At 48.1% G+C, this 21,555-nt stretch carries 20 protein-coding genes; 11 read left to right on the top strand and 9 right to left on the bottom strand.

The genetic code is table 11. The annotated features are described in order from the left end of the window. Window positions 1–2 precede the first annotated feature (2 nt). The 4 genes from AC2YIT_RS20715 to AC2YIT_RS20700 all read right to left on the bottom strand — a co-directional run bounded on the left by AC2YIT_RS20715 (window position 3) and on the right by AC2YIT_RS20700 (window position 2,780). Window positions 3–491: a P-loop nucleotide/nucleoside kinase family protein gene (locus tag AC2YIT_RS20715; protein ID WP_487280426.1), complete on the bottom strand. Its 489-nt coding sequence runs from the start codon at window positions 489–491 to the stop codon at window positions 3–5. Window positions 492–557: 66 nt separating this feature from the next. After that, complete coding sequence (locus AC2YIT_RS20710; RefSeq protein ID WP_487280425.1) at window positions 558–1,883, bottom strand: PAS domain-containing sensor histidine kinase; 1,326 nt, start codon at window positions 1,881–1,883, stop codon at window positions 558–560. A 168-nt stretch (window positions 1,884–2,051) separates the two neighbouring features. Continuing rightward, window positions 2,052–2,564, bottom strand: coding sequence for an Hsp20/alpha crystallin family protein (locus AC2YIT_RS20705; protein ID WP_430849232.1), 513 nt, complete (start codon window positions 2,562–2,564; stop codon window positions 2,052–2,054). Window positions 2,565–2,609: 45 nt separating this feature from the next. Beyond that, window positions 2,610–2,780, bottom strand: a complete 171-nt coding sequence (locus tag AC2YIT_RS20700) for a hypothetical protein (protein WP_430849234.1) — start codon at window positions 2,778–2,780, stop codon at window positions 2,610–2,612. Between the two features lie 279 nt (window positions 2,781–3,059). Between AC2YIT_RS20700 and AC2YIT_RS20695 the strand changes: the two genes are divergently transcribed. Then, the gene (locus AC2YIT_RS20695; protein ID WP_487280424.1) at window positions 3,060–4,244 is read left to right on the top strand and encodes a S1C family serine protease; all 1,185 of its coding nucleotides are present in this window, start codon (window positions 3,060–3,062) and stop codon (window positions 4,242–4,244) included. A gap of 215 nt (window positions 4,245–4,459) precedes the next feature. Then, on the top strand, window positions 4,460–4,708 hold the full coding sequence (locus tag AC2YIT_RS20690) for a hypothetical protein (protein ID WP_430849239.1): 249 nt from the start codon (window positions 4,460–4,462) through the stop codon (window positions 4,706–4,708). A 32-nt stretch (window positions 4,709–4,740) separates the two neighbouring features. On the opposite strand, the gene AC2YIT_RS20685 is transcribed toward AC2YIT_RS20690, so the two are convergent. After that, on the bottom strand, window positions 4,741–5,205 hold the full coding sequence (locus AC2YIT_RS20685; RefSeq protein ID WP_430849241.1) for an NUDIX hydrolase: 465 nt from the start codon (window positions 5,203–5,205) through the stop codon (window positions 4,741–4,743). A 407-nt stretch (window positions 5,206–5,612) separates the two neighbouring features. Between AC2YIT_RS20685 and AC2YIT_RS20680 the strand changes: the two genes are divergently transcribed. The 7 genes from AC2YIT_RS20680 to AC2YIT_RS20650 all read left to right on the top strand — a co-directional run bounded on the left by AC2YIT_RS20680 (window position 5,613) and on the right by AC2YIT_RS20650 (window position 10,613). Beyond that, on the top strand, window positions 5,613–6,071 hold the full coding sequence (locus tag AC2YIT_RS20680) for a DUF3659 domain-containing protein (protein WP_430849243.1): 459 nt from the start codon (window positions 5,613–5,615) through the stop codon (window positions 6,069–6,071). Between the two features lie 79 nt (window positions 6,072–6,150). Next, window positions 6,151–6,432, top strand: coding sequence for a YtxH domain-containing protein (locus AC2YIT_RS20675; protein ID WP_430849245.1), 282 nt, complete (start codon window positions 6,151–6,153; stop codon window positions 6,430–6,432). A 123-nt stretch (window positions 6,433–6,555) separates the two neighbouring features. Next, a complete protein-coding gene (locus AC2YIT_RS20670) occupies window positions 6,556–7,074 on the top strand; it encodes a hypothetical protein (RefSeq protein WP_430849247.1) in 519 nt (172 codons plus the stop codon). Window positions 7,075–7,319: 245 nt separating this feature from the next. Continuing rightward, complete coding sequence (locus tag AC2YIT_RS20665) at window positions 7,320–7,691, top strand: rhodanese-like domain-containing protein (RefSeq protein ID WP_430849249.1); 372 nt, start codon at window positions 7,320–7,322, stop codon at window positions 7,689–7,691. A 123-nt stretch (window positions 7,692–7,814) separates the two neighbouring features. Further along, on the top strand, window positions 7,815–8,375 hold the full coding sequence (locus AC2YIT_RS20660; RefSeq protein ID WP_487280423.1) for a class I SAM-dependent methyltransferase: 561 nt from the start codon (window positions 7,815–7,817) through the stop codon (window positions 8,373–8,375). Between the two features lie 874 nt (window positions 8,376–9,249). Next, window positions 9,250–10,122, top strand: coding sequence for a helix-turn-helix domain-containing protein (locus AC2YIT_RS20655; protein ID WP_430849255.1), 873 nt, complete (start codon window positions 9,250–9,252; stop codon window positions 10,120–10,122). Window positions 10,123–10,196: 74 nt separating this feature from the next. Further along, window positions 10,197–10,613 carry an ester cyclase gene (locus tag AC2YIT_RS20650; RefSeq protein WP_487280422.1) on the top strand — a complete coding sequence of 139 codons (417 nt, stop codon included), beginning with the start codon at window positions 10,197–10,199 and terminating at the stop codon, window positions 10,611–10,613. 104 nt (window positions 10,614–10,717) lie between these two features. Here the strand turns inward: AC2YIT_RS20650 and AC2YIT_RS20645 are convergent, their stop codons facing one another. Then, the gene (locus AC2YIT_RS20645) at window positions 10,718–11,635 is read right to left on the bottom strand and encodes a helix-turn-helix domain-containing protein (protein ID WP_487280421.1); all 918 of its coding nucleotides are present in this window, start codon (window positions 11,633–11,635) and stop codon (window positions 10,718–10,720) included. A gap of 59 nt (window positions 11,636–11,694) precedes the next feature. Continuing rightward, complete coding sequence (locus tag AC2YIT_RS20640; RefSeq protein WP_487280420.1) at window positions 11,695–12,495, bottom strand: SDR family oxidoreductase; 801 nt, start codon at window positions 12,493–12,495, stop codon at window positions 11,695–11,697. Between the two features lie 284 nt (window positions 12,496–12,779). Here AC2YIT_RS20640 and AC2YIT_RS20635 point away from each other — a divergent pair, with 284 nt between their 5' ends. Beyond that, a complete protein-coding gene (locus AC2YIT_RS20635) occupies window positions 12,780–13,304 on the top strand; it encodes a TetR/AcrR family transcriptional regulator (RefSeq protein WP_430849263.1) in 525 nt (174 codons plus the stop codon). Between the two features lie 24 nt (window positions 13,305–13,328). Further along, the gene (locus tag AC2YIT_RS20630) at window positions 13,329–13,739 is read left to right on the top strand and encodes a DUF1348 family protein (protein WP_487280419.1); all 411 of its coding nucleotides are present in this window, start codon (window positions 13,329–13,331) and stop codon (window positions 13,737–13,739) included. A 184-nt stretch (window positions 13,740–13,923) separates the two neighbouring features. On the opposite strand, the gene AC2YIT_RS20625 is transcribed toward AC2YIT_RS20630, so the two are convergent. Together AC2YIT_RS20625 and AC2YIT_RS20620 are read right to left on the bottom strand one after the other, a co-directional pair. Next, window positions 13,924–14,475, bottom strand: a complete 552-nt coding sequence (locus AC2YIT_RS20625; RefSeq protein ID WP_430849267.1) for a DJ-1/PfpI family protein — start codon at window positions 14,473–14,475, stop codon at window positions 13,924–13,926. A gap of 341 nt (window positions 14,476–14,816) precedes the next feature. Continuing rightward, complete coding sequence (locus AC2YIT_RS20620; protein WP_487280418.1) at window positions 14,817–20,996, bottom strand: DUF8202 domain-containing protein; 6,180 nt, start codon at window positions 20,994–20,996, stop codon at window positions 14,817–14,819. Between the last annotated feature and the right edge of the window lie 559 nt (window positions 20,997–21,555).

The following is a 21,555-nucleotide window of genomic DNA, read 5'->3' as shown; positions in this document are numbered from 1 at the left end:
TTCTACCCCAGATATTTCAATGCAACTTCAATCATTTCTTCGACATTATCATTCTCTGAATGCAGTAACAGGTGCGGCCCTTCGAATTTTTCAAACAGGTGTTTCATGGACTGATACACGCCAAAATCCGCTTCGCTGTCGGATCTGGGCCAGCTTAACCGTTCTTTTGTGAGCGCCTCGCTGGCAGTAACAAGTATGAAGCGGATCCCGCAATGACAGTCCCGGGCCGTTCCATTAAATAAATCGCGCATGCTATGATGATAAAAAGTAGCGTCGACCACGGCCGGTTTTCCAGCCCGAACGGCGGCCGCCGCCATTTGGGCCATATACTCATAAATACGGAGCTTATCGTCAAACGAGTATTTCCCCATTGCCGCAAGACGCTTTCTGACCCGGTCACTATTCAAATATTCAGCGCCAAGCCTTGCGGCAAGTCGAATGGCGAAATAACTTTTACCTGAGCCTGGTAGTCCTGCAACAACAATGATCATAGCTTCTGGAAAGTTTTCGGAGAAAAAGCTGATATAGTCGCGCTCCGGACATCAACCAGCTTCCGCTCATATCATCGAAGTTTCAGCGGGCAAAGCCGCAGGCTGTTTGTTGGCCAGTGAAACATGAAAGGTTGTCCCTTTTCCCAACGCACTTGTCAAAGAGACAGTTCCCCCCATAAGTTCGACATAGCCCTTCACAATGTTCAAGCCCAGGCCAGTCCCCTGCCCTGCACCGGCATTCGAAGCCCGGAAAAAACGGTCGAAAATGTATGGCTGATCCGCTTGTGAAATCCCAATTCCATGATCCTGTATATCCATTTTGACCTGCCGTTCACTGCAAGTTGCTTCCACAAGAATCTGCGTTCCCTCACCGGAGTACTTGATCGCATTGGAAAGCAGATTCAACAGCACGTTCCTTAAAAGCTGCGTGTCAAGCCAAACCTCAGAAATGCCATAATGTACCAGGCTGATCCTCTGGTCGGGCTTACATAACTCCTTTATTTCTTCAATCAACTCTTCGCAGAAGACCTTTAAATCAAGTAATACCGGAATGCTCTTTATTTTGCCCTCCTCGAGTTTGCCGATGGAAAGAAAATCATTAAGTATCTCAGTAAGGCCGTTTACTGTGGTCTTTATTCTTTGGATGTGTTTTTGGCGCTTCTCATTATCGGCCGTCGTTGTGTACTTACTGATCAGCGAGCTCGAAGACAAAATTGTGGCCAGGGGTGTCCGGAATTCATGCGAGGCGACGGTAACAAACTGGCTTTTCATCAGATTTAATTCACGCTCCTTTTCAAGTGCCTTCATGACTTCGCGTTGTGAGCGTTTGACTTCCTGAATCGCTTCTGCAAGCTCAGCTGTACGCTGCTGAACCCTTTTTTCAAGGTTCTGATTAAGTCTTTGAATTTGAAGGTTCGCGTCCAGGATTGCCATTTCCTGTCTTTTACGCTCGGTGATATCAATAATAAAGGCAACAACAAACTGACCTTCGCTGGTGTGAAATGGGCTTAGGCTAACCTCGACCGGAAACTCGCTGGCATCCCTACGTTTGCCATAAAGCTCTGTTTGGTTGTCCATTCCCCTTACTTTTGCGTCAAGATCGTACCGCTCGCGGTAAGCAACATGCTTGTCTGCGAACCTATCCGGGATCAGCACTTCTATCTTTGTACTTTGCAACTCTTGCTGGCCATATCCGAATAGCTCAGCGGCTTTCGGATTGACCATCACAATCCGCCCGTCGCTACCAACGACAATAATCCCTTCGGTGGCATGCCTGAACAGCGCATCCAACATTTCTATGTGACGGGTTATTTCTTTTAATGACCCAAAAAGTCTGCTCGAGCTCATGGCATTTAACAAAAACAAACGACAAAAATCAACAGTAAATAACATCCCGGTCCGGGATAACCAAATGGAAGTGAGACTACTCACTGAACACGCATACTTTCCAAAAATAGCTATCCGGGCAGGTCCTTGTAATGACTTACATCATAGTAATTTCTATTCGCAAGAAGCTCACCCGCGGTTTACGGGTGAGCTTCTTACTTGTGTTCGCCATGGTTAATTGACAGTAATCTGTTTGACCGAATTCTGGTTTCCAGCTTCCTCCATTTTAGGAATCCGTAATTTAAGGATACCGTCTTCGTAATTCGCTTCGATTTTGTCTTTATCTACCTGTTCTGGTAAGGTAAAGCTTCTGCTAAATGAGTTATAGCTGTATTCTTTTCGTTTGTATCCTTCTTGTTCTTGTTCCGTGTCCTTTTCGGTTTGCGAACTAATTGTTAACAGATTGCTTTTCACATCGATTTTAAAATCGCTTTTTTTCAGCCCGGGGGCCGCCATTGTGACTGTAAAATCGGTCTCGTTCTCGGAAATATTTACAGCAGGGACTGAATTTTGACGAAGCAAACTGCCAAAACCATTCCTGCCCGCCCAGTCGTCCCATGGCCGAAAAAAGTCTTCAAAAAGGGGATAAAGCCCGGTAGATCTCATTAAAGATGTAGTTGACATAATCTGATTATTTAAAGGTTGACAACTAGATAACAGTTCAAAATTACATCCCTGGTTTGGCATGCCTGATGAGCTAAAAAAGCATATAAGATGATAGATGTCAGCGTTTTAAAACAATTGAGTACCTGAGCGTATCAGGAGCCCGGCGGGTAATACATTGACGCTGCCGGACTGACCATAAATGAAATTGAATACACCTCCCTTCGGATTGAGTAAAGGGTCCACCCGCACATATTCCTCGTCCTCCTCAACCAGCGAACTATTGTATGCGACTATCATCTCGTGATCATATAACACGCGTGAAAATGCTAAAAGGCACTTTTCAAAGGTGGGCAATGAGAAATTTTTCCCATCAGCCGATAGCTTGCGTCATCAGCACAACTGACTGTAATCATTCATTGCCTGCCTTGCATGTAATAATTTCAACAATGAACAACTTCAAAATTGCTGTCAAGCCGGCCCAAAAAGCCATCGAATCGAGCCGCTAATCTCGGACTCTTGTATTTGTAAAAGCACTCACTGGTTTTGCTTTAAACCCAGACCTAAATCATACATACAGTGAAAGTCATCTCCTCATACAACCCCAAATCGCTTATAAAATGGCTGTTCCCGTCGGCGCTGTCGATGTTGGCATCGGTCTGTCCGGGACAAGACCATCAGAGTACCCGAAAAAGCTCCCGGACGCCGGTAGAGACGATCAAGCGCGCCCATCAAAGTACCGATTCAAGGCCGGCAAATGCTGCACATATGGCGGCCTTGAGCTTTCGGGACGCTGCCCGAGTGGCAACGCTGGCAACCGTAAAAATCAAATTGCGTTTTGATTATACCCCAATTCCGCTTCCGGATTTCTATTTCGAGTTTTTTGACCAAAAATTTGTTGGCCCATACCTTCCAGAAACGCAGAAAGACCCGACCGGCAGTGCTTCCGGTGTGCTAATCAGCAGCGACGGCTACGTGGTCACCAACTACCATGTAGTAAACGGGGCAGATAAAATACAAATTGCCCTTAACGACGGACTCGACTACGAGGCTTCCGTGGTCGGAACAGATAAAGCGGCAGACCTTGCATTGCTGAAAATCAACGGGAACGACCTGCCTTTCATCGAATTTGGAAATTCCGATTCGGCGGCCGTCGGCGACATCGTGCTCATAGTCGGAAACCCGTTAGCCTTCACCTCTACTGTCACGCAAGGAATTATCAGCTACAAAGCCAGAAACATTGCCCAAAGCACTGAGAGGTGGACCCTGCAGTCTTACATTCAAACTGACGGTGTGGTCAATATAGGCAACAGCGGTGGCGCCTTAGTCGATCTGTCGGGCAGACTTATCGGGATTGTCACCGCAATTGCTTCCCCAAACGGTGTATACGCCGGGTACTCATTTGCCATTCCTGTTCAGGTGGTCAAGAAGACAGCCGACGACCTGCGCCGTTATGGCTATGTTCGCCGGGGCAGTTTTGGAATTAAGGTAAGCGAGATTAGTCCAGAGAAAGCTAAAAAACTGAACATTCCCTTCTCTGTCGGCATCTTTATTGATAGCATCGATACAGGCGGAGCTGCTGATATTGGCGGATTGCGCACTGGCGACATAATCACCCGCATTGACGGTCGGCGGATGGATTCGAGGGCCCAGCTCAGCGAGTTTGTTGCCTGCTCATATCCTGGTCAAAAAGTAAGGATAACATTTTTCAGAAATGGCAAGCAACAAGAAATTCCGATCACCTTGCAGGATGGAAAATTATAATGCGGTGAGCGATCCGCGTCCTGACATTCAGGCGAGTTCAATAGTTTCCCTTTTCATAAAGCTCAACATCCGCTATTTCCGGACGCCATGCACATCGGTTGAGAACTGCCACTGATGACTAGGGTCATAACCCGGTGTGATTGCAATCGTTCTGCCTAAACGGGGATAAGGCTAGTTTTAATAGCATTACCATTTTCAACTAAATGTTGCAAGCGATGAAAAAGATTATTGCGGCAATTGACGGGTTAAAATACTCGGAAAGCACAGCTCAATACGCGGCGCAGATGACCAGAGAAATCGCTGGTCATTTGGTTGGCATATTCAACGAAAGTCCGGATTATCATGATTACGCTATTTATGACCTAGCCTTTGAGGATGCGCCGCTGCAGGATGGTTTGGCAGAGCTCGATGAGCATGACAAAATTACGAGAGCATTTATCCATGGAGGTTGTAAGGTTAATTGAGTTCTCTGAAGTTAATTCAATAGCGGTCAGTTTTAATTGCTAAGCATTTGGCGGAGTTCTTCTAACAGGGGAATCTGCTGCTTGTTTATCATGGATTTCGCCTCGTCAAGGCAAAACCATGCTGCTTTATCGATTTCCGGATAAAAACGTGTTCCAGTATTTTTCGGCCATTGAAGCGCAAACATATTGCTGCTAATCGCTGCCGCGTCCAAATCTCCTTCCGCAGCCCAAGCTTGAACAACCTTTCCACCTTTCTGCCGCACATGGGCCAGCGGATAAAACCGGGTTGTTGATGGAAGCAACGTGCCGGTTTCTTCGAAGAACTCCCGTATCGCAGCCGATCTCGGATCTTCCTCCACAGCAAAGTTCCCCTTGGGGATACTCCAAAAGCCGGCATCCTTATCTTTAAAGAAAGGTCCCCCCGGGTGAACCAACAACACCTGCGGCTCTCCTCTCAAAATTCTGTAGAGTAATATACCTGCGCTCTTACTGTTCATAAAATACCCGGTAATTTGACAGAAAACCGTTTATCTAAAGTCCCACAAAAATCTTACCGTGGCATGGGTAACATCTAGGGATTTACTTTGCCCTTGTAAGTTTATACCTATCTGGTACACATCCGATCAAATGGACCCAGTTCCAAGGTTCCCGCCACCATTAAAACCAAATCCCTCCCAAGTTCTTATGCGCAAAATACTGATAGCGATAAGCATAGCAGCGATTCAGTAACCAAAACGAGCCTTTCGCTTCATGGCGGGCTTCACACTTGCTGAATATCACAAAGAAGTAAGCGCGTCCCTGGCAGGCACCAACCATGAGATAAAGCTGCTGATTATGTGACCATTGTCATAATTAACCATCTCGTGCGGCGGTAAATTTGGTAAACAATTAAACAGCCAATCACATGAAGAAGATTCAGTTGTTGCTCCTATTCGTGCTGCTGGTTTCAGCGATCAGCAATGCCTATTCACAAAACTACAAGCAGCCAATACCCTCGATCAATGCAGCGGGTGAGGTGGCTGATGCTAAGGGAAAACACATTGGGTGGATAACAAGTGACGGAGTGATTAAAGATGCTGCCGGTGCTAAAATTGCCCATATCGACGATAAAGGAAACGTTGTCGACAGCCACACGGGCAAAGTAATGGGCAAAGCCGCTAAAAACGGCACATACCTGTATCATGTAAAAGGTGGCGCCGCTGACAGTCTGACAATATCTGCCCCAATGAACGGAACTTGTGAAGTGAAAGATAAAAATGGCAAGGTAGTTCTCCTGGTTCATCAAAACTACAAGCAATATGGGGCTTGCGCACTGCACTGCCTTCAAATGAAAAAAGAGAGCAAGGACATGAAAATGAAATAAATCCTTGCTTCCGGCGGGAATTCGCGAAGCATTCGTATGCCCCGTCCTATTAACGACTATTTAACTAACTATTTAAACTATGAAATATACCAGGATTGCACTCGCCATAGCCCTCGCAGCCGCAGCAGGTTTTACTGCGGGCGTTTTAACTGCTCCGGATAAAGGAAAGCGTACCCGACGGAAACTGAGCGACGCCGCCTTAGACCTGATTGAAGACCTGGAACAAAATTGCCAGGACACACTGGAAGACCTTAAGGTCAAAGCTGAAAAAGAGTACCGTAAAATGGCGCAAGGTTGCGGTTCTATGTGCCGAAAGGAGGATCAACAGCGTGAGGCTCCGGCGGCTAATACAGTTGCATAAACTCTTATGAGCACTGGAACAGTACTTATTACCTAGCTGCAATAAACAGCGGACCTGGTCATGACCGGCGCCCGGCACAATGACATCTGCAACCATTTGGACAGTATCCATCCGTCAATCACAATGGAAGTATTTGAAATCTCTTCATCATTTTCCTGGACGGCCTATTGGCTCAGCAATGCTTTTGCAGTTGTCCTGATAGCGACAAGCAAAAGGTATATTCCATTCACCCGACTAATGGTCCTGCTGATTTTCCTGGCGGCCGCGGCAGTCAACACCTACATCGCAATCGACGCCCCGTGGGCATATCAGGACTATGCGGATACAGCGATACCACTCTACAAAAAATTCATATTGGGAGCATTTATGTCGATTATCACCCCAATGGTATTAACCATTGCATTCTGCCAGTTGCTGATCGCCATTTCTATGTTTGCCGGCCGGCAGGCATTGAAAATAGGTTGCTGGGCGGGTATTATTTTTTGTGTTAGCATCGCCCCACTGGGGTTATATGCCGCTTTTCCCGCAACACTACTGCTGGCAATCGCGCTTTTCCGCCTTGAACGGGCAGTGAACCCCAACGTTAAACCCGCATCTAAGCACCTCTCCTACACGGGCTCACGCAGGACGTCTTCAAAATAACGAAGTTACCTGGCCGCAATCCGGTCACATTCCCAGTTGACCGTAAGGCGCACACACCCTTCAGGTCTTTGCAGGTGACGGGTGATTCATCCGTACAAAGGTTTGTTGATCATCTTCCAAATGACTGGGTCTTTGACCGCGGAATATCATGCTCTTCGCCATCAGCGCTCTGTGGCCGGAAATTTCCCTTACGTGACAAATGTCACTGACGAGCTCGCCGCACGGCCCGAAATTTGTATCATTCATTGAGAAAAACAAATAACAGAAGTCCACAGCAATCGAGCCAGATCATTGAAGAAAAAAATAAACTTATGGGAATCTTGTCATCATTCTTTGGATTAAAAAGTGTGGATTACCTAACCCTTGTTGAACAAGGGGCGCTTATCGTCGATGTTCGCTCTGCCCAGGAGTTTGCAGCAGGGCATATCGAAGGGAGCATCAATATCCCCCTGGGTGAAATCAACGCAAAGACAGATATGTTGCTGAAAAAAGGCAAACCAGTAATTACTTGCTGCCGCAGCGGCGCCAGAAGCGGCTTGGCAGAAAGTATGCTGAGAACGGCCGGAATAAACGCATATAATGGAGGCGCCTGGGAGAGTCTGCTGCAGAAAATCTAAATATACAGATCCAGCATGCTGGTAACCAAATGGTTTTACCAGCCACACTCAGCTTGTAACATTATGAACGACACCTTGAGAATATATTGGGAGGATGTATACAGAACCAAACAATCCGACCAGATGAGCTGGACCCAGGCCAGGCCAGATACTTCCCTGACTTTGATAAATGACTTGCAGCTTGATAAAAACGACCCCATCATTGACGTTGGTGGCGGAGAAAGCAGGCTGGTTGACTACTTATTACAAGAGGGCTTTACAGATATTACCGTTTTGGATATCTCACAAACGGCAATCGATCGTGCAAAGGCCCGACTGGGCCCGTTATCAGACCGGGTGACCTGGATTGTCAGCAACGTTCTGGAATTTATACCAGAACGTCCTTACACGTTCTGGCACGACAGAGCTACTTTTCATTTTTTGACCGAAAAGCAGGACATCGAAAAATATGTCGGAATCGTTGAAAAATGCGTCATTGAAGGAGAGGTAATATTAGGCACTTTTTCGACGGCCGGTCCGGCAAGGTGCAGTGGATTGCCGGTTAAACAATATGACTTTGACTCGATTCAAGAGGTTTTCGGCCAAAGCTTTCGATTGACCAGAAGTCTACGGGTAGATCACATTACTCCATTCAACACCACTCAGAATTTTATCTTTTCGAATTTTAGAAAAGTAATACAGTAATAACTGAGCAACTCCGGCCAACACGTATGGGCCCGCATGCCGACTCGGGGAACGTTGGGTCAGCTCGCGACGCACCTCTTCGAAGGGAAACGATCTGACAAAGCTCACTTTCAGATCGATCTTCCCGGCCACAGTACGGGCATGGTCGGATACATGCCGGCCAGTAATGCAGGCTGGATCAGGCGCTCCCAGACCCTGTTTTTCAGTATCCGTTCGGCCTCCTTTCCTGTCCAAACACCGCCGCGGACATTCCCAACCGCTCAACCCTTATCGCACGGACCTCGTTACGGACCTGACTTTCCTGGTCATTCTATGTCTGACCTTGTTACAGGATATTTCCAAGGATTTTAGCATACTTCACAAAAAGCGAGACGAGGAAGGCTATATGCCGCCGGTGCAGGCCGAGATGGACCGTTCTATAAATTCTATGTTAAATAGAATATCGATAAAGACAATCTCATTGAAAAGGCAAGACAAAACGTAGGTACGATTAAATTAAAAGGTTGTTTAGAAACACCATCTCCCAGCGTCCTAGGCTTCAATGAACGATAACTTATTTTGATTTTAAATATCTGGATCGTTCAAACATAAATGAAGCATATCTGAACATATTCTAGGAGCAATTTCTTGATTTTTATAGATATTGTGTTAACCTGATTTGAGATCTACGAAGTCCAATTTCATCCATGATGAAAAGTTATGTCATGCATTGCTGTCACATGAGACTCACAGACTGGGAATACAATAAGCTTGTTTACTCTCGGATGTATTTTGATCGTCTATTGTTGGGTTCGCAAAGAGCAATCAGGAGTTCATTGTTAGATTGATCAATATCCGGTGTAGCGGGAGAAAAAAAGATATACCTTTTTGCATAATGAATACGTACTACTTGCCTGATGATCTTTTAGATGGCGCCCCGTCTTCGCCGGACGAGGTCGTGATCCGTTATTACAATTCCAATCGTGATTCGGTCAAAAACAGGATTGTCCTCAGTCAGAACATGATCAACGTTCTGGTCAGCGGAACCAAGACGATCATCTATCCGGATGCGACAGCGGTTGTTAATTCAGGCGAACTTGTCGTCCTGTCTACCGGGAACGTCCTTACATCCGAGCTGCTTGCTCATACGGACCAGTTTACCAGTATCCTCTTCTATTTTAGCAATGAGGTGTTTAGTCGTTTCCTGATCAAATATGAGCACTTGATAAAACGGATTACTCCGACGGCCAGCAGGCAGCCATTTTTGATTTTCAAGCAAGACAGCTTTATAAAGCACTTCATTACGTCGTTGATGTCCTTGCTCAGCAATGGCAGTATTCTACCTGCCGAGATCCGCCTGCTTCGGATCGAAGAGCTGTTATTGTACATGCTTCATGCCGATCCACAAAGGTTCCATTCCATTCAAATCATCACCCGCGACAAACAGCAATTGCAGATTAAGAAAGTTGTCGAAAGTCAGATAGGTCAGCCGACTACGGTGGACGACCTGGCATTCCTGTGCCACATGAGCACTTCAACATTCAAAAGGAAGTTCAACGAAATCTATCGGACCTCGCCTCAAAAATGGCTGATCGCCAAAAGACTTGAATTGGCGGCCGACTTATTGAAATCTTTCGATCAAAGTCCTTCCGGCGTATATATGAAAGTTGGTTATCAGAATCATTCAAGCTTTTCGGAAGCATTCAGAAACCACTTTGGCATTACGCCCAGCGACTATCAACAAATGCATTTGAGCGTCTTGCCATAGTTCTTGGCCGTCTATCCCTAACAGCCTCGCTGACTGCACCGGTACTTTTGAGTCATTAAATAAACACAGCAACTATGGAAACAATGACCGAAGACAACAAAGCAGTCGTACGCCGCTTCAACCAGGAAGTAATTGCCGAAGGTAACCTTGAAAGCTTTAAGAAGCTTATGGACGAGCAATTTGTCAATCACTCTGCGCCTGAGGGCATGGATAACGGCCAGGCAGGAATGATTTACTTTTTTAATGAAATCCTTCGCCCTGCAATGCCTGACATTCATGTCACAATCCATCAGCAGGTTTCACAAGGTGATTTGGTAACAACGCGGAAAACAATTAGCGGAACTCAAACCGGAGCCTTATTAGGCATTCCGGCGACGGGACGGGTGGTGAACATTGATGTGATCGATATCGTCAGGGTAAAAGACGGCAAGTACTTTGAACACTGGGGGATCACTTCGCTGCCGGAGGTGTTATCACAACTTCAAAATTAGATCGCATTTAATCAAGCACTTGAATTCCCGCCGACGTACGGAAACGGATCCTCGGCGGGACTCGCTGTTGTATGATATCATCACGAGCCTCAGCTCTTAATCTCTCAATTGAAGCTGGCCCTGAATTCAAGGGGCGAGAAGTTTGTCTTTGATTTAAATAACTTACTAAAAGACTGTGGGTGCTCGAAACCGAGCTGGTAAGCGATCTCCCCTATCGTGAGGTCACTGAACGTCAGTACTTCTTTGGCTTTTTCTATAAGCTTGTTGTGGATGTGCTGCTGCGTATTCTGGCCGGTCAGTGCGCGGAGCATGTCGCCCAGGTAGCGGGGCGAAACGTGCAGCTCGTCCGAAAGATACTGGACGCTCGGCAGGCCTTTCAACAAGGCGGTTTCGTCGTTGAAATAATTGTTCAGCAACTGGTCTAGCTTTTCCAGCAATGCATTGTTGATCGACTTGCGGGTGATAAACTGGCGTTTGTAAAAGCGTTGACTATAATTCAGCATCAGCTCCAACTGTGAAATCAGCACGTCCTGGCTCAGGTCGTCGATGGCCGTTTCGAGCTCATCGCCGATGTTGCCGGCAATGCCCTCGATGATCGACTTTTCTTTGTCCGACAAATGCAGCGACTCGGTTACAGAGTAAGAGAAAAAGCCATAATGCTTGATTTTGGCATCCAGCGGATAATTTCTCAGAAAATCGGGATGAACCAGCAATGTAAATCCAAGGGTCGATTCGGCCACTTGAATGCCCGTCAGCGGCTGGCCAGGCGATGTAAAAAACATGCCCCCTTGCTGAAAATCGTAAGTCGTTTGCCCATACCGCATCCGGCAGCCCGCCGATTCGTTGTAGGTGATGTTATAAAAATCCATGGCAAAAGTGTCGGCCAGCATTTCGGCGGTGATCCGCACCTTATTGAAATCCAGCAAGCTGATTAGCGGGTGCAGAGGTTGCGGCAGGCCGAATGCACGCTGCATTTCAGCAATGGAGCGGTACACGCGCGGTTTGAGATGTTTCCTTTTCATAATCACATAATTGTCTGCCGGCACAAATCGTTCAACCCGCGCCGGCAGACCGTTTTATTTTAGACACCCGCTAACAATTGTTTGATCCCGTCGCGGAAAGCCTCGTCGCCCTCAGCCAGGCGCTTCGCATACCATTCTTTGGCATCCTCGCCGCAGACGTATCTTAATGTGTTGGTACCATCCGTAGCCGCGCCGTACACTACTTCGGCGATTTGTTCGGAAGTCGTCGCAGCTTTTTCGGGCGCCAGCATCCTCAAGAATTTGTTCGTCAATGCTTCATAGGCCGGATGCGCAGCAAAAACAGATTTCGCGCCGATTTCCGTCGCCACCAATCCAGGTTCTATGGTTTTAATCCCAATTCCAAACTCATTCAGCTCATAAGACAAACTCTCCGCCCAGCCTTCCAGCGCAAATTTACTGGCATCATACATCGAGCTTACCGGGAAAGCCATTAGCCCTGCCGATGAGCCGGTAGTGATAAAAAGTCCCGCTTTCCGTTCACGGAAATACGGAATAAAGGCCTGCGTCACCCGCACGACACCGAAAAAATTGGTTTCCATTTGTTGTGCCAGCTGCTCGTCGGTCATCGCTTCCAATGCGCCGAACAATCCATATCCCGCATTGTTAAATACCACATCAACATCGCCCAAGGCCAGCGCCTGCTGCGTGGTTTCGCGGATTTGCGCCGGGTTGGTCACATCGAGCGGCAACACGGTTATGTTATCCAGCGCGCTGAGTTCCGTTTCATTTTCAGGCCTGCGCATGGTCGCGATTACCTTCCAGCCTCTGGCCGCAAACAATTTGGCCGTAGCCCTCCCGATACCAGTCGATGCACCGGTAATAAAAATGGTTTTTGTCATCTGTCTCACTTGTTATTTTCGTAAGACAAATTTCCGCGATGCACGGCCGGCGCTTGTAGCGGATGTGGAAAATGTTGTAGCCAAAATGGGCTTGCGGAATACGACCGCCGGTTTCACCATCCAGCCTGCTTTGTAGCAAAGGAATCCTCCCGGAGGTACGGTTTGTTACGCTTTCTTGATCGTACCCAAAACTCCTCAGCGTGCGATCATATAATTAAAAAAACAACAGACAGACTTGTCTGTCCAATTTTAATGCCTACATTTGTATCACAACCACAACGAACATGAACTCACCGAAAGAAAGGATACTTGAGACAGCTTCGGGTTTGTTTCATCAGCAGGGCTACAATAGCACAGGTATTAATCAGATCATTAGTGAAGCCGCGGTGGCCAAAGCAAGTTTTTATAACCACTTTAAATCAAAGGATGATCTCTGCATTGCGTTCTTGAATGCAAGACATGAATATTGGTTTTCTGAACTGAACAGATTTTGTTCAAAATCAACAGGAATTAAGCAACGCTTTTTGGCTGCATTTAACTTCATTATTTACATGAATGAAAAGGAAGATTTCAGGGGGTGCAGTTTCCTGAATATTTTATCAGAAATATCGAAGGACCAGGGTCCGATACTTTCTGTTATACAAGCGCACAAGAACGACCTGAGAAATTTTTTCAAAAACGAAGATGTAAGTGAGTCCATATCCGACCATATATATTTATTATTTGAGAGTTCAATAATTGAAAGTCAGCTATTTAAATCAAATGAGTTGGTCTATAAATCAAGAGAAATTGTAGATAGTCTAATATAAGTTTCACTTATAATTTATAAAAAAATGGAACAGAAACTTCCTTTGCCACCGTTCACATTGGAAACGGCGCTACAAAAGATCCAATTGGCAGAAGATGCTTGGAACAGCCAAAACCCGGAAAGGGTATCGATGGCTTACACGGTTGACAGCGAGTGGCGGAATAGAAATGTATTTGTTACCGGGCGGGACGAAATTGTGAAATTTCTAACCCAAAAATGGGAAAAAGAACTGGACTATAAACTCAAAAAAGAATATTGGGCCCATACCGACAACAGAATTGCAGTTAGGTTTGAATATGAGTACAGGGACAAAGAAGGCAAATGGTTCAGGGCTTACGGTAATGAAAACTGGGAATTTGATGAAAATGGCCTGATGGCAAAACGATATGCAAGTATCAACGATCTCGAAATCAACGAGGCAGACAGGCATATATAATCAAATTGTTCGTGCGGTCTGAGAGGCTCCGGATAGTTAAGCAGAAACGTTTCCTCCGTCGCTAAATTCGACGGAGGAAACTACACCGCAAAGATGAAAAACACTTTTAAATTGATCAGTCAAACATGGCAGGGCGATTAAAACAACAGACTGCCTTTTCCGGACGACTACTTTTCAACGACTTTCAATTCTTGAGACAAGTGAATACTTCTCGATAGAAGTCGGGGTGTGATTGCCAGGTTTGCCCAGTTACCACATTTCCATCACGGACGGCCTGCTGAGTGCAATAGGTACCACCACCCATTTCAATTTCGGTACGTACATGTTCATATGCGGTCAGCTTTCGGTTTTTGGCCAAGCCGGCTGTAACCAGAATCTGAATACCATGACAAATAGCAAAGATCCATTTACCCTGCCGGTCAAACTCGCGGACAATTTCCAACAGCTTTATATGATTGCGCAAATATTCCGGGGCGCGACCACCTAGCAGCAGAATAGCGTCATAATCATCAACTACGACCTCTTCAATAGTAAGATTTGATTCGCGACCGTAGCCAGGCCGCTCTACATAGGTATCCCAACCGACTTCAAAATCGTGGATCACCAAGTTAAGTCGGCGCTTGCTGGGCGCAGCAATCACAGCAATATCGCCCTCTTCCTCAAAGCGGTGAACTGCATAAAGGGTTTCGTAACTTTCGCCGCCATCGCCTGTGACGATCAAAATTTTGCGATTCATAACGTAAATTATATAAAAGCTAGAGTGTTATTTAAGTCATTTGTGACTAATAGCCCAAAGTCAGAAGCAAGCTCATTTTACCCGGATGTAAACTCGATCGATCATGACCTCATCAGTGCGATCATCGGGAGGTTATGTTCCTTGATTGAATAATAAATCTTATCGATCAACGGCTTCTGGTTCTCGAACGAGATCGATTAATAGGCAGGCGGTGCAAGAGGCATTGTAGCATTCTAACCCTCGAATACGCGCTGGGCGCCCTGGATTCAACGATCCGTTATAAAAAAACAGGACCCGAAATTCGGATCCTGTTTCTGTTTCGCGTCATATAGAATAGCCCGTTATTTCACCACAAAGGTCTTGCTGTGCGCCTGGCCGTTTTCATACACCACACGAAGAACATACACGCCCGAACGCAGGCTGCGAATGTCTACAGTGTTACCCGATTGACTTGTGTTCAACACCTGGATGCCGGATACATCGAAGATCGACAGCTTGTACGCGCCGGCTTGCGGCAGGCTAAGCGTTAACCTTCCATCCACTGCCGGGTTGGGATACACAGACAATGCACCTTTGGCTCCGTCGAATTGCAATGCAGCAACTGAGCTGTACATGAACTTGCCGTCGAAATCAATCTGTTTCAGGCGGTAGTAGTTAGTACCTGCCAACGGCGATGCGTCTTTGAAATCGTAAGACAATGCGCCTTTGCTGTTACCCCCTTCGGTCTGGTTCTCAACGAAACCGATCGCCGTCCAGTCGCGTGCATTTGAGCTGCGCTGAATCTCGAAACCTTTGTTGTTCACTTCCTCGGTAGTGGCCCAGGCAAGGTTAGCGATGCCGCCTTCTTTCGCTGCCTTGAAGTAAGTGAGCGTTACAGGCAGAGCCGATTCGGCGGTGGTCGATACGTACACGAATGACGAGAACGAAGTAATGTTATGGAATTCCACGTAGTTCACGCCGTCTTCCACGCCACTTGCGTCAGGCGTTAGCTGTACCGCTTTGGATGCATCGAGTACACCCGAACCATACACATTCGCGATCACCTCTTCGGCAGTTCCTTCATACTTGAACCAAGCGTTCACCTGGGCGCCCGGAAGCTGCGTAGCCGCCATCTCGGTGGCGCTGTAATAGATGCGCACTTTCGCGCCAGTAACTGTCGTGGCCGAGCCGTTAGTCACCGTGGTAATGCGCGGCATGAGACTGGTCGTTCTGGCAGCGTCCGAGTAGGTTACGCCCTCAGGAGTGATTTTCACCGTGAGGTTGTTCAGCACGTCGGCAGCCACACCTGAGGTAGCGAACAGCTTCAGCGAATTGTCGGTGCTGTTGCGGAAATAGGTCCAAGCGCCGGTACCGCAGTTGTCGTTGTACTCGGTGGTTTCCTCCACTACTGCCGGCAGGTAAACCGTGCCGGTCGTGACAGGCGTCACCTTACCGAAAGTGAAGTAGCTCGCGCCGTTCGGGAAGCTGTGGGTAGCTTCATAGTCAGTGCCGTTCACAGTCAGCGGAACAGCTGTAACGTTAGACGAGAATGCCGCATCGGACGCGAACAGGATCACATACCCTGCGCAGGCGTCATTAGCCAGCGTAGTCGTACCTACGGATGCCTGCGGGAAACGGATCAGCGTTTCGCCGGTTACGTTGGTATTCTGCACTTTCCAGACACGGTTCATGCGGCGGGCATTGTTGATGCTGCCCTCGTACTCGAATGCCGTGTACGTGCCGGCCGTGTTGGTCATGGCCTGGGTATTACCATTGTCGCCCCAGATGAGGAACTGGCCGTCAGCCAACTGGCTGGTATTGGCGTCGTTCGTTGCTGCAATGCCACCGAGGCCGATAATTACCTGATTGTTCGTGTTGGTGTGCTGGTTGCGGCTCTGCTTTTGATGCAATGCCGAACGGAAGTCGTTACCGATACCTGCCACGTTGTTGTGGTAAGCAGCGTTGGCGGTAGCATCCCATACAACAGCATCCGTCGATGTGGTGTAATTGGTACCCGCAGCCAGCGTTACGCCGTATTTGATGGCAAGATAGCTATCTACTTTATTGCGGTCGGTTGCCGATACGGACCCTGCGCCATAGATGATCAGCTCTCCGATGTTGCCTACAAAACCGCCATCATCACCTGCCGTAACATCGCCGGCGTTAGAACCGAATATATGTCCGCCCGTTACTTCGCCAATGGCGCCATGTACATAAGGAGTACCTGCCGGGCCACCATTAAGTCCCTTAGCTATCGAAACGTCTTTAAACGTATGGTACATAATACTCGGGCTGGTTGTCGAGAAGTTCGGGTTTCCGCCGCCTATGTTACCATTGACCAGCAATGACCCCGTATTATTTCTTCTCGCAATGGCACTATTGGCATACAGACCTGGTTGATCCCAGTTCGTTCCGTTGAACGTGGTGTTGTTCATGCCAATGTTGAAGAACCGGCCACCACCGAGTCCCTCTTTTGTTGCGGTAAAAATATCGAAGTCAAGCGAGCTGAGGGTCCTTTCGGTGATGTTACCCAATTTCTGGTCCGTAGCGGTAAAATTAATGCCAGGGTTGAAGTTGAAGTAATCAGCTGCGCCCACTTTGAACTTAGGCATGTTCGACTCGCCCAATTGTGTAGAGATCACACCGCCATTAAAATCGGCCCATTCAGATGCGTCTGTACCGTCACCGAGTGACTCCACATTATAGTCAGCTCTGTACCAATGTGTAAGCTTGTTAGTAACCCCTCCCGGGCCTTGTACAAAGGCTGCGAAAGTAAAATAGCTGCCGTTTGCAAGTGTTACGTCGGCATAAGCATATTCTTTACCGCCAATGGTTACAGTAGAAGACATCTCCGTAACTGCATCCGACAAATCGATCACATCATCGCTACTCTGAACCAGTTTCAGGTTGGCATACCCTTTCGCCCAGGCTACGCGAACGGTCCCTACCGATGCGGTATTCTGAACTTTCCAAATGGCAGAGAAACGGTTGTAAGGTAGACCTGCAATTGTCCCAAATGCAACTACGGGTGCTTTTGCCAGGCCATTGTCGCCCCAAACAAGGAACTGCTGGTCATTGAGCATGGTCGCGTTGCTTGCATTATCATCGGCCAGGCCGGTGGTGCTGACCAATACCTCCTTAGACGTATTGATACTCCACGATTGCTTCTGGTTCAATGAACCCTGGTCATCTCTGGCAATACCTGCAATGTTCTTGTTATAACCGGTATTGACCGTCTGATCCCAGAATGTGGTGGTACCATTGGCAGCGATGTAATTGTGTGGTAAAGTAATACCATACTTGATCGCCACGTAGCTGCGCACGCGTTGTTTCTCGGGCTCGGTCAGATCGCGCTCGTAGGCGATCGCCTCCCCTATCAAACCGTTTCTCACCTCTCCCTGGGCTCCCAATACACTACCATTATTGTGCAGCGAGTTTCCTGCCGTGAAATTGGTATTAACCGTGTTGGTTGTACCATTCTGACCATACTTGATACCGCCCGACCCGATTGTAAAAGATACGTCGTTAAGGTAGAGTTTGTTGGATTGTACTGTCGTGCCTGGATTGGAATACGGGTACAGGATCGGGTTGGCGCCCAATGTCGTATACACCGGATTGTTGGCCTGTGTGAGACCAGACCCCGTTGTGGTACCTCCAAAACCGATAATGTCTGCATAACCGCTCACCGAACGGTTGACGAACGCTGTAAACAAAGTACTGGCGGTACCATTGGCCGTATATGGTTTACCGGTCGGCAGCACCATAAAGCGTGCGTCTGACCCGGTTGTTCCAAAATCTACTGCAGGGTTGAAGTTGTACAGCTTGCTGGCTACAAACGGCTGGCGGGTGTCGTTGGTCTGGGTGTAGTTGTTGGCATTACCCGACAAGTCTGCCCATTCTCCGGGCGCAAAACCTGCATCCGAACGCAGCCATACGCGCAGGTTCAATGCGACCCCACCCGGTCCGTTCAATTGTGTGGCAAATGTGAAGTACTGTCCATCAGCCAGGGTGACGTCCGCGTAGTTGTAGCTTACCCCGTTCAATGAAACCGTGTTCGAGGTCATTAATGTAGACGATCCCACAGAAGCAAAAGTAGGGTCATTTCCTTGAACCAATGTCAGGTTGGCCAACCCTGCCGGCCAGGCTACCCTTACAGTTCCGACACCCGAAGTATTCTGTACTTTCCATACGGAAGCAAACCGGAAGTTGACCCCGGAAACGCCGCTGATCGCTACCGCAGGTACTTTCCCAAGACCGTTATCGCCCCAAACGAGCGACTGACCGTTAGCCAGCGCATTGCTATTTGATGCATTGCTGGCGGCCAAACCCGTTGTGCCTATCACAACCTGGCTACCAGTATTGATACTTTGCGACTGCTTTTGAACCAATGCGCTTCCCTCATCGCTGGCAATACCCGCAATATTTTTATTGTAGCCTGCATTGGTCGTCTGGTTCCAGAGAATTGTGGTACCATCGCTGGCAATGTAATTGTGAGGCAGAGTAATACCATATTTAATGGCGGTGTAAGTTCTGACGCGTTGCTTTTCAGCCTCTGAAAGGTCTCTTTCATAAGCGATTACCTCACCGATCAAGCCGTTTCTGACTTCCGGCTGAGAGCCCAGGATACTTCCGTCGGCATGCCTGGCGTATCCGGCTGCGAACGTCTGCGTATTGGAACCTGTCGTACCATTCTGACCATATTTAATGCCGGCGGTTCCTACCGTGTAGGACACGTCATTCAAATACAATCTGTTAGCCACAATAGCCGGTAGAGCCGGCGATGCATCCGCATATGGATAGACTACCGCATTAACTCCCAATCGGGTGAACACCGGCAAGTTAGCATTAATCAGGTTCGCGGTTGTAGTGGTCGCGCCAAATCCAAGTATATCTGCGTATCCTCCGACTCCTCTATCCAGATTAATCGTGAAAACCGAGCTGTTGGTACCATTAGCCGAATAAGGCTTACCCTGCGGCACTACCATGAAACGAGCGTCACTGCCCGTAGTTCCGAAATCGATGACCGGGTTGAAGTTATAAGCGGCGGCAGCGGTAAACGGCTGCCGGTTAGCATTACCCTGCGTATAATGATTTGCGTTTCCGGAATGGTCCTTCCATTCAGCCGGTGTGAAACCGTTTTCTGATTTAAGCCAAATCCTGAGGTCGGTGAAAACACCACCTGGTGCGGCTACCTTAGCAGCAAATGTGAAGTACTGCCCGTTCCCCAATGTCACGTCGGCGTAATTATACACAACGCCATTGATAGTAACCTCATTGGCTGCCATACCCGTCACCACGTCTGACGCATCGATCGAGGCATCCGCGCTTTGGATCAGGCTGAGATTCAAAAAGCCTTTTTCCCACGCCACGCGCACCGTTCCCACGTTACCCGAGTTCTGAACCTTCCAAATAGCCGCGAAACGGTGGCTGATGCCGCTGATTCCGGCAATGGCAACGTTCGGCGTTTTTGCCAGACCGTTATCTCCCCAGACCAGGAATTGTCCGTTGTTGAGACCGGTGGCATTGCCTGCATTGCTGCCTGCCAGCGCCCCCGTTCCGATCAACACCTGACGACCCGGATTGGTACTCCACGACTGTTTCTGGTGCAGCGCGCCGTTGTCGTCGCGACCGATACCGGCAATATCATTCTGAAAACCTGTGTTGGTCGAAGCGCTCCATACGACGTTCCCGTCGGAATTTTTATAATCGCGGGTTCCGTTGGCATAGGTAGTCCCGTATTTGATGGCCAGGTAAGTCTCGACACGGTCCATCTGGTCCGCAGTCAGTTTATCTTCGAACACCATCACCTCATTAAGCTGGCCGCTGAAAGCACCACAATTGTTATCGGCACCAATGCGGAAATCCCGGGCGCCGGTACTCAGATTGGCATTGTAAAGCTGGCTGCCGTTGTAATCGGTACGCGTACCATTGAGCGACACTGTCGCTGCGGCGTAAGATACATTCGTGCCAGCGCCGTTCTGCCAGCCCGAACCAGCTGTGAAGAACATGCCAGTCGTCACCCCAGAGTTGCCGATTCCCTGGTAACCAGGTCCACCGGTATAGAACAGGAGGTTCCTGTCGCTACCAAAAAAATGCAGGCCCGGATAATCCATCGACGCGTGAAACCCCGCGAAGCCGCTTTGTTTCAGTGTGTTCACATAACCGGCAGCATAAATACTCCCATTGGCCCTGTCAATCACATTTACGCCTGTACCTGCGGTGAATTGTAGAAAATCGTTGCTGCCATCGAATGTGACAGTAGGGTTAAAATTGGCCAACGCGGAGCTGTTGGAGAATACCGGCCGTGCACTGGCAGTGCTTTGAAGAAGGTTCCGGCCGGAACCCTGTGCCTCGTTCCATTGCTGGACCGTGGCGTTGTCGGATGCAGCGGTGGAGCCTGCATCTGAAAATACGGAGCCGGGCGCATCAGCCCGGTACCAGACCGCCGGAGCAACCCCTCCGGGCGTCTGCGCACGTGCGCCAAAGCACGTAAGCATCGCGGATGCAAGTGCAATGGCGGCAACTTGTACATTTCGTTTCATAAAATAGTTTTCATTTGTCAAAAAATGGTTCACACTTTGTTCCTGTTCTTTTATTTATTCATAGTCAGTACATTAAGGATTAATAAATTGGTTTAAGATTTTTGGGCATGGCGTAGCTGCCCGGAAAGACGCAGTCCGACCCGTACGGGACGATATCCCCCCGATCACGCTTCACTGGCATGGGTTCAACCTACGGGCCCGGAACCGTTTCGCCTTGCGTCAGGAAATGAAAAATGACATAGTGTGGCATAGCGCAGCTATGATTTTCCCGGACCGTATATCACAGGAACTGATTCTATTTGCGGAGGTCGTTTTGAAAATATTTCTACGACAAATGTCTCAACTTAATTCGATTGACACAGGTGAAAATCTTGGCTAAATGGGAGGCTTTTCTTGGCAGAAATGTAGCAGCTCAGCATTCTCTGGTTCAAATGCACGGATATTTAAGGCGAAATTTCGACAAATACCTCAGTCGCGGTGTACCAGTGTAGCGCAACGGTGACATTGGATTTGGTTGTATGCGTCGACAGATCGTAAGTTTGTAATAATTACAAAAGCC

Source organism: Dyadobacter sp. SRI_021 (assembly GCF_057586235.1).
The sequence above is the reverse complement of the archived record's forward strand: the minus strand, read 5'-3'. Positions and strand labels throughout refer to the sequence as shown.

What these genes read in the sequence shown, in the direction of transcription:
- AC2YIT_RS20680 (WP_430849243.1), top strand. Translation starts at nt 5,613, where the DNA reads ATGAAGAAGATTCAGTTGTTGCTCCTATTCGTGCTGCTGGTTTCAGCG.
- AC2YIT_RS20675 (WP_430849245.1), top strand. Translation starts at nt 6,151, where the DNA reads ATGAAATATACCAGGATTGCACTCGCCATAGCCCTCGCAGCCGCAGCA.
- AC2YIT_RS20620 (WP_487280418.1), bottom strand. Translation starts at nt 20,996, where the DNA reads ATGAAACGAAATGTACAAGTTGCCGCCATTGCACTTGCATCCGCGATG.
- AC2YIT_RS20625 (WP_430849267.1), bottom strand. Translation starts at nt 14,475, where the DNA reads ATGAATCGCAAAATTTTGATCGTCACAGGCGATGGCGGCGAAAGTTAC.
- AC2YIT_RS20655 (WP_430849255.1), top strand. Translation starts at nt 9,250, where the DNA reads ATGAATACGTACTACTTGCCTGATGATCTTTTAGATGGCGCCCCGTCT.
- AC2YIT_RS20700 (WP_430849234.1), bottom strand. Translation starts at nt 2,780, where the DNA reads ATGATAGTCGCATACAATAGTTCGCTGGTTGAGGAGGACGAGGAATAT.
- AC2YIT_RS20705 (WP_430849232.1), bottom strand. Translation starts at nt 2,564, where the DNA reads ATGCCAAACCAGGGATGTAATTTTGAACTGTTATCTAGTTGTCAACCT.
- AC2YIT_RS20710 (WP_487280425.1), bottom strand. Translation starts at nt 1,883, where the DNA reads ATGTTATTTACTGTTGATTTTTGTCGTTTGTTTTTGTTAAATGCCATG.
- AC2YIT_RS20690 (WP_430849239.1), top strand. Translation starts at nt 4,460, where the DNA reads ATGAAAAAGATTATTGCGGCAATTGACGGGTTAAAATACTCGGAAAGC.
- AC2YIT_RS20660 (WP_487280423.1), top strand. Translation starts at nt 7,815, where the DNA reads ATGAGCTGGACCCAGGCCAGGCCAGATACTTCCCTGACTTTGATAAAT.
- AC2YIT_RS20635 (WP_430849263.1), top strand. Translation starts at nt 12,780, where the DNA reads ATGAACTCACCGAAAGAAAGGATACTTGAGACAGCTTCGGGTTTGTTT.
- AC2YIT_RS20715 (WP_487280426.1), bottom strand. Translation starts at nt 491, where the DNA reads ATGATCATTGTTGTTGCAGGACTACCAGGCTCAGGTAAAAGTTATTTC.
- AC2YIT_RS20645 (WP_487280421.1), bottom strand. Translation starts at nt 11,635, where the DNA reads ATGAAAAGGAAACATCTCAAACCGCGCGTGTACCGCTCCATTGCTGAA.
- AC2YIT_RS20670 (WP_430849247.1), top strand. Translation starts at nt 6,556, where the DNA reads ATGGAAGTATTTGAAATCTCTTCATCATTTTCCTGGACGGCCTATTGG.
- AC2YIT_RS20630 (WP_487280419.1), top strand. Translation starts at nt 13,329, where the DNA reads ATGGAACAGAAACTTCCTTTGCCACCGTTCACATTGGAAACGGCGCTA.
- AC2YIT_RS20640 (WP_487280420.1), bottom strand. Translation starts at nt 12,495, where the DNA reads ATGACAAAAACCATTTTTATTACCGGTGCATCGACTGGTATCGGGAGG.
- AC2YIT_RS20685 (WP_430849241.1), bottom strand. Translation starts at nt 5,205, where the DNA reads ATGAACAGTAAGAGCGCAGGTATATTACTCTACAGAATTTTGAGAGGA.
- AC2YIT_RS20650 (WP_487280422.1), top strand. Translation starts at nt 10,197, where the DNA reads ATGGAAACAATGACCGAAGACAACAAAGCAGTCGTACGCCGCTTCAAC.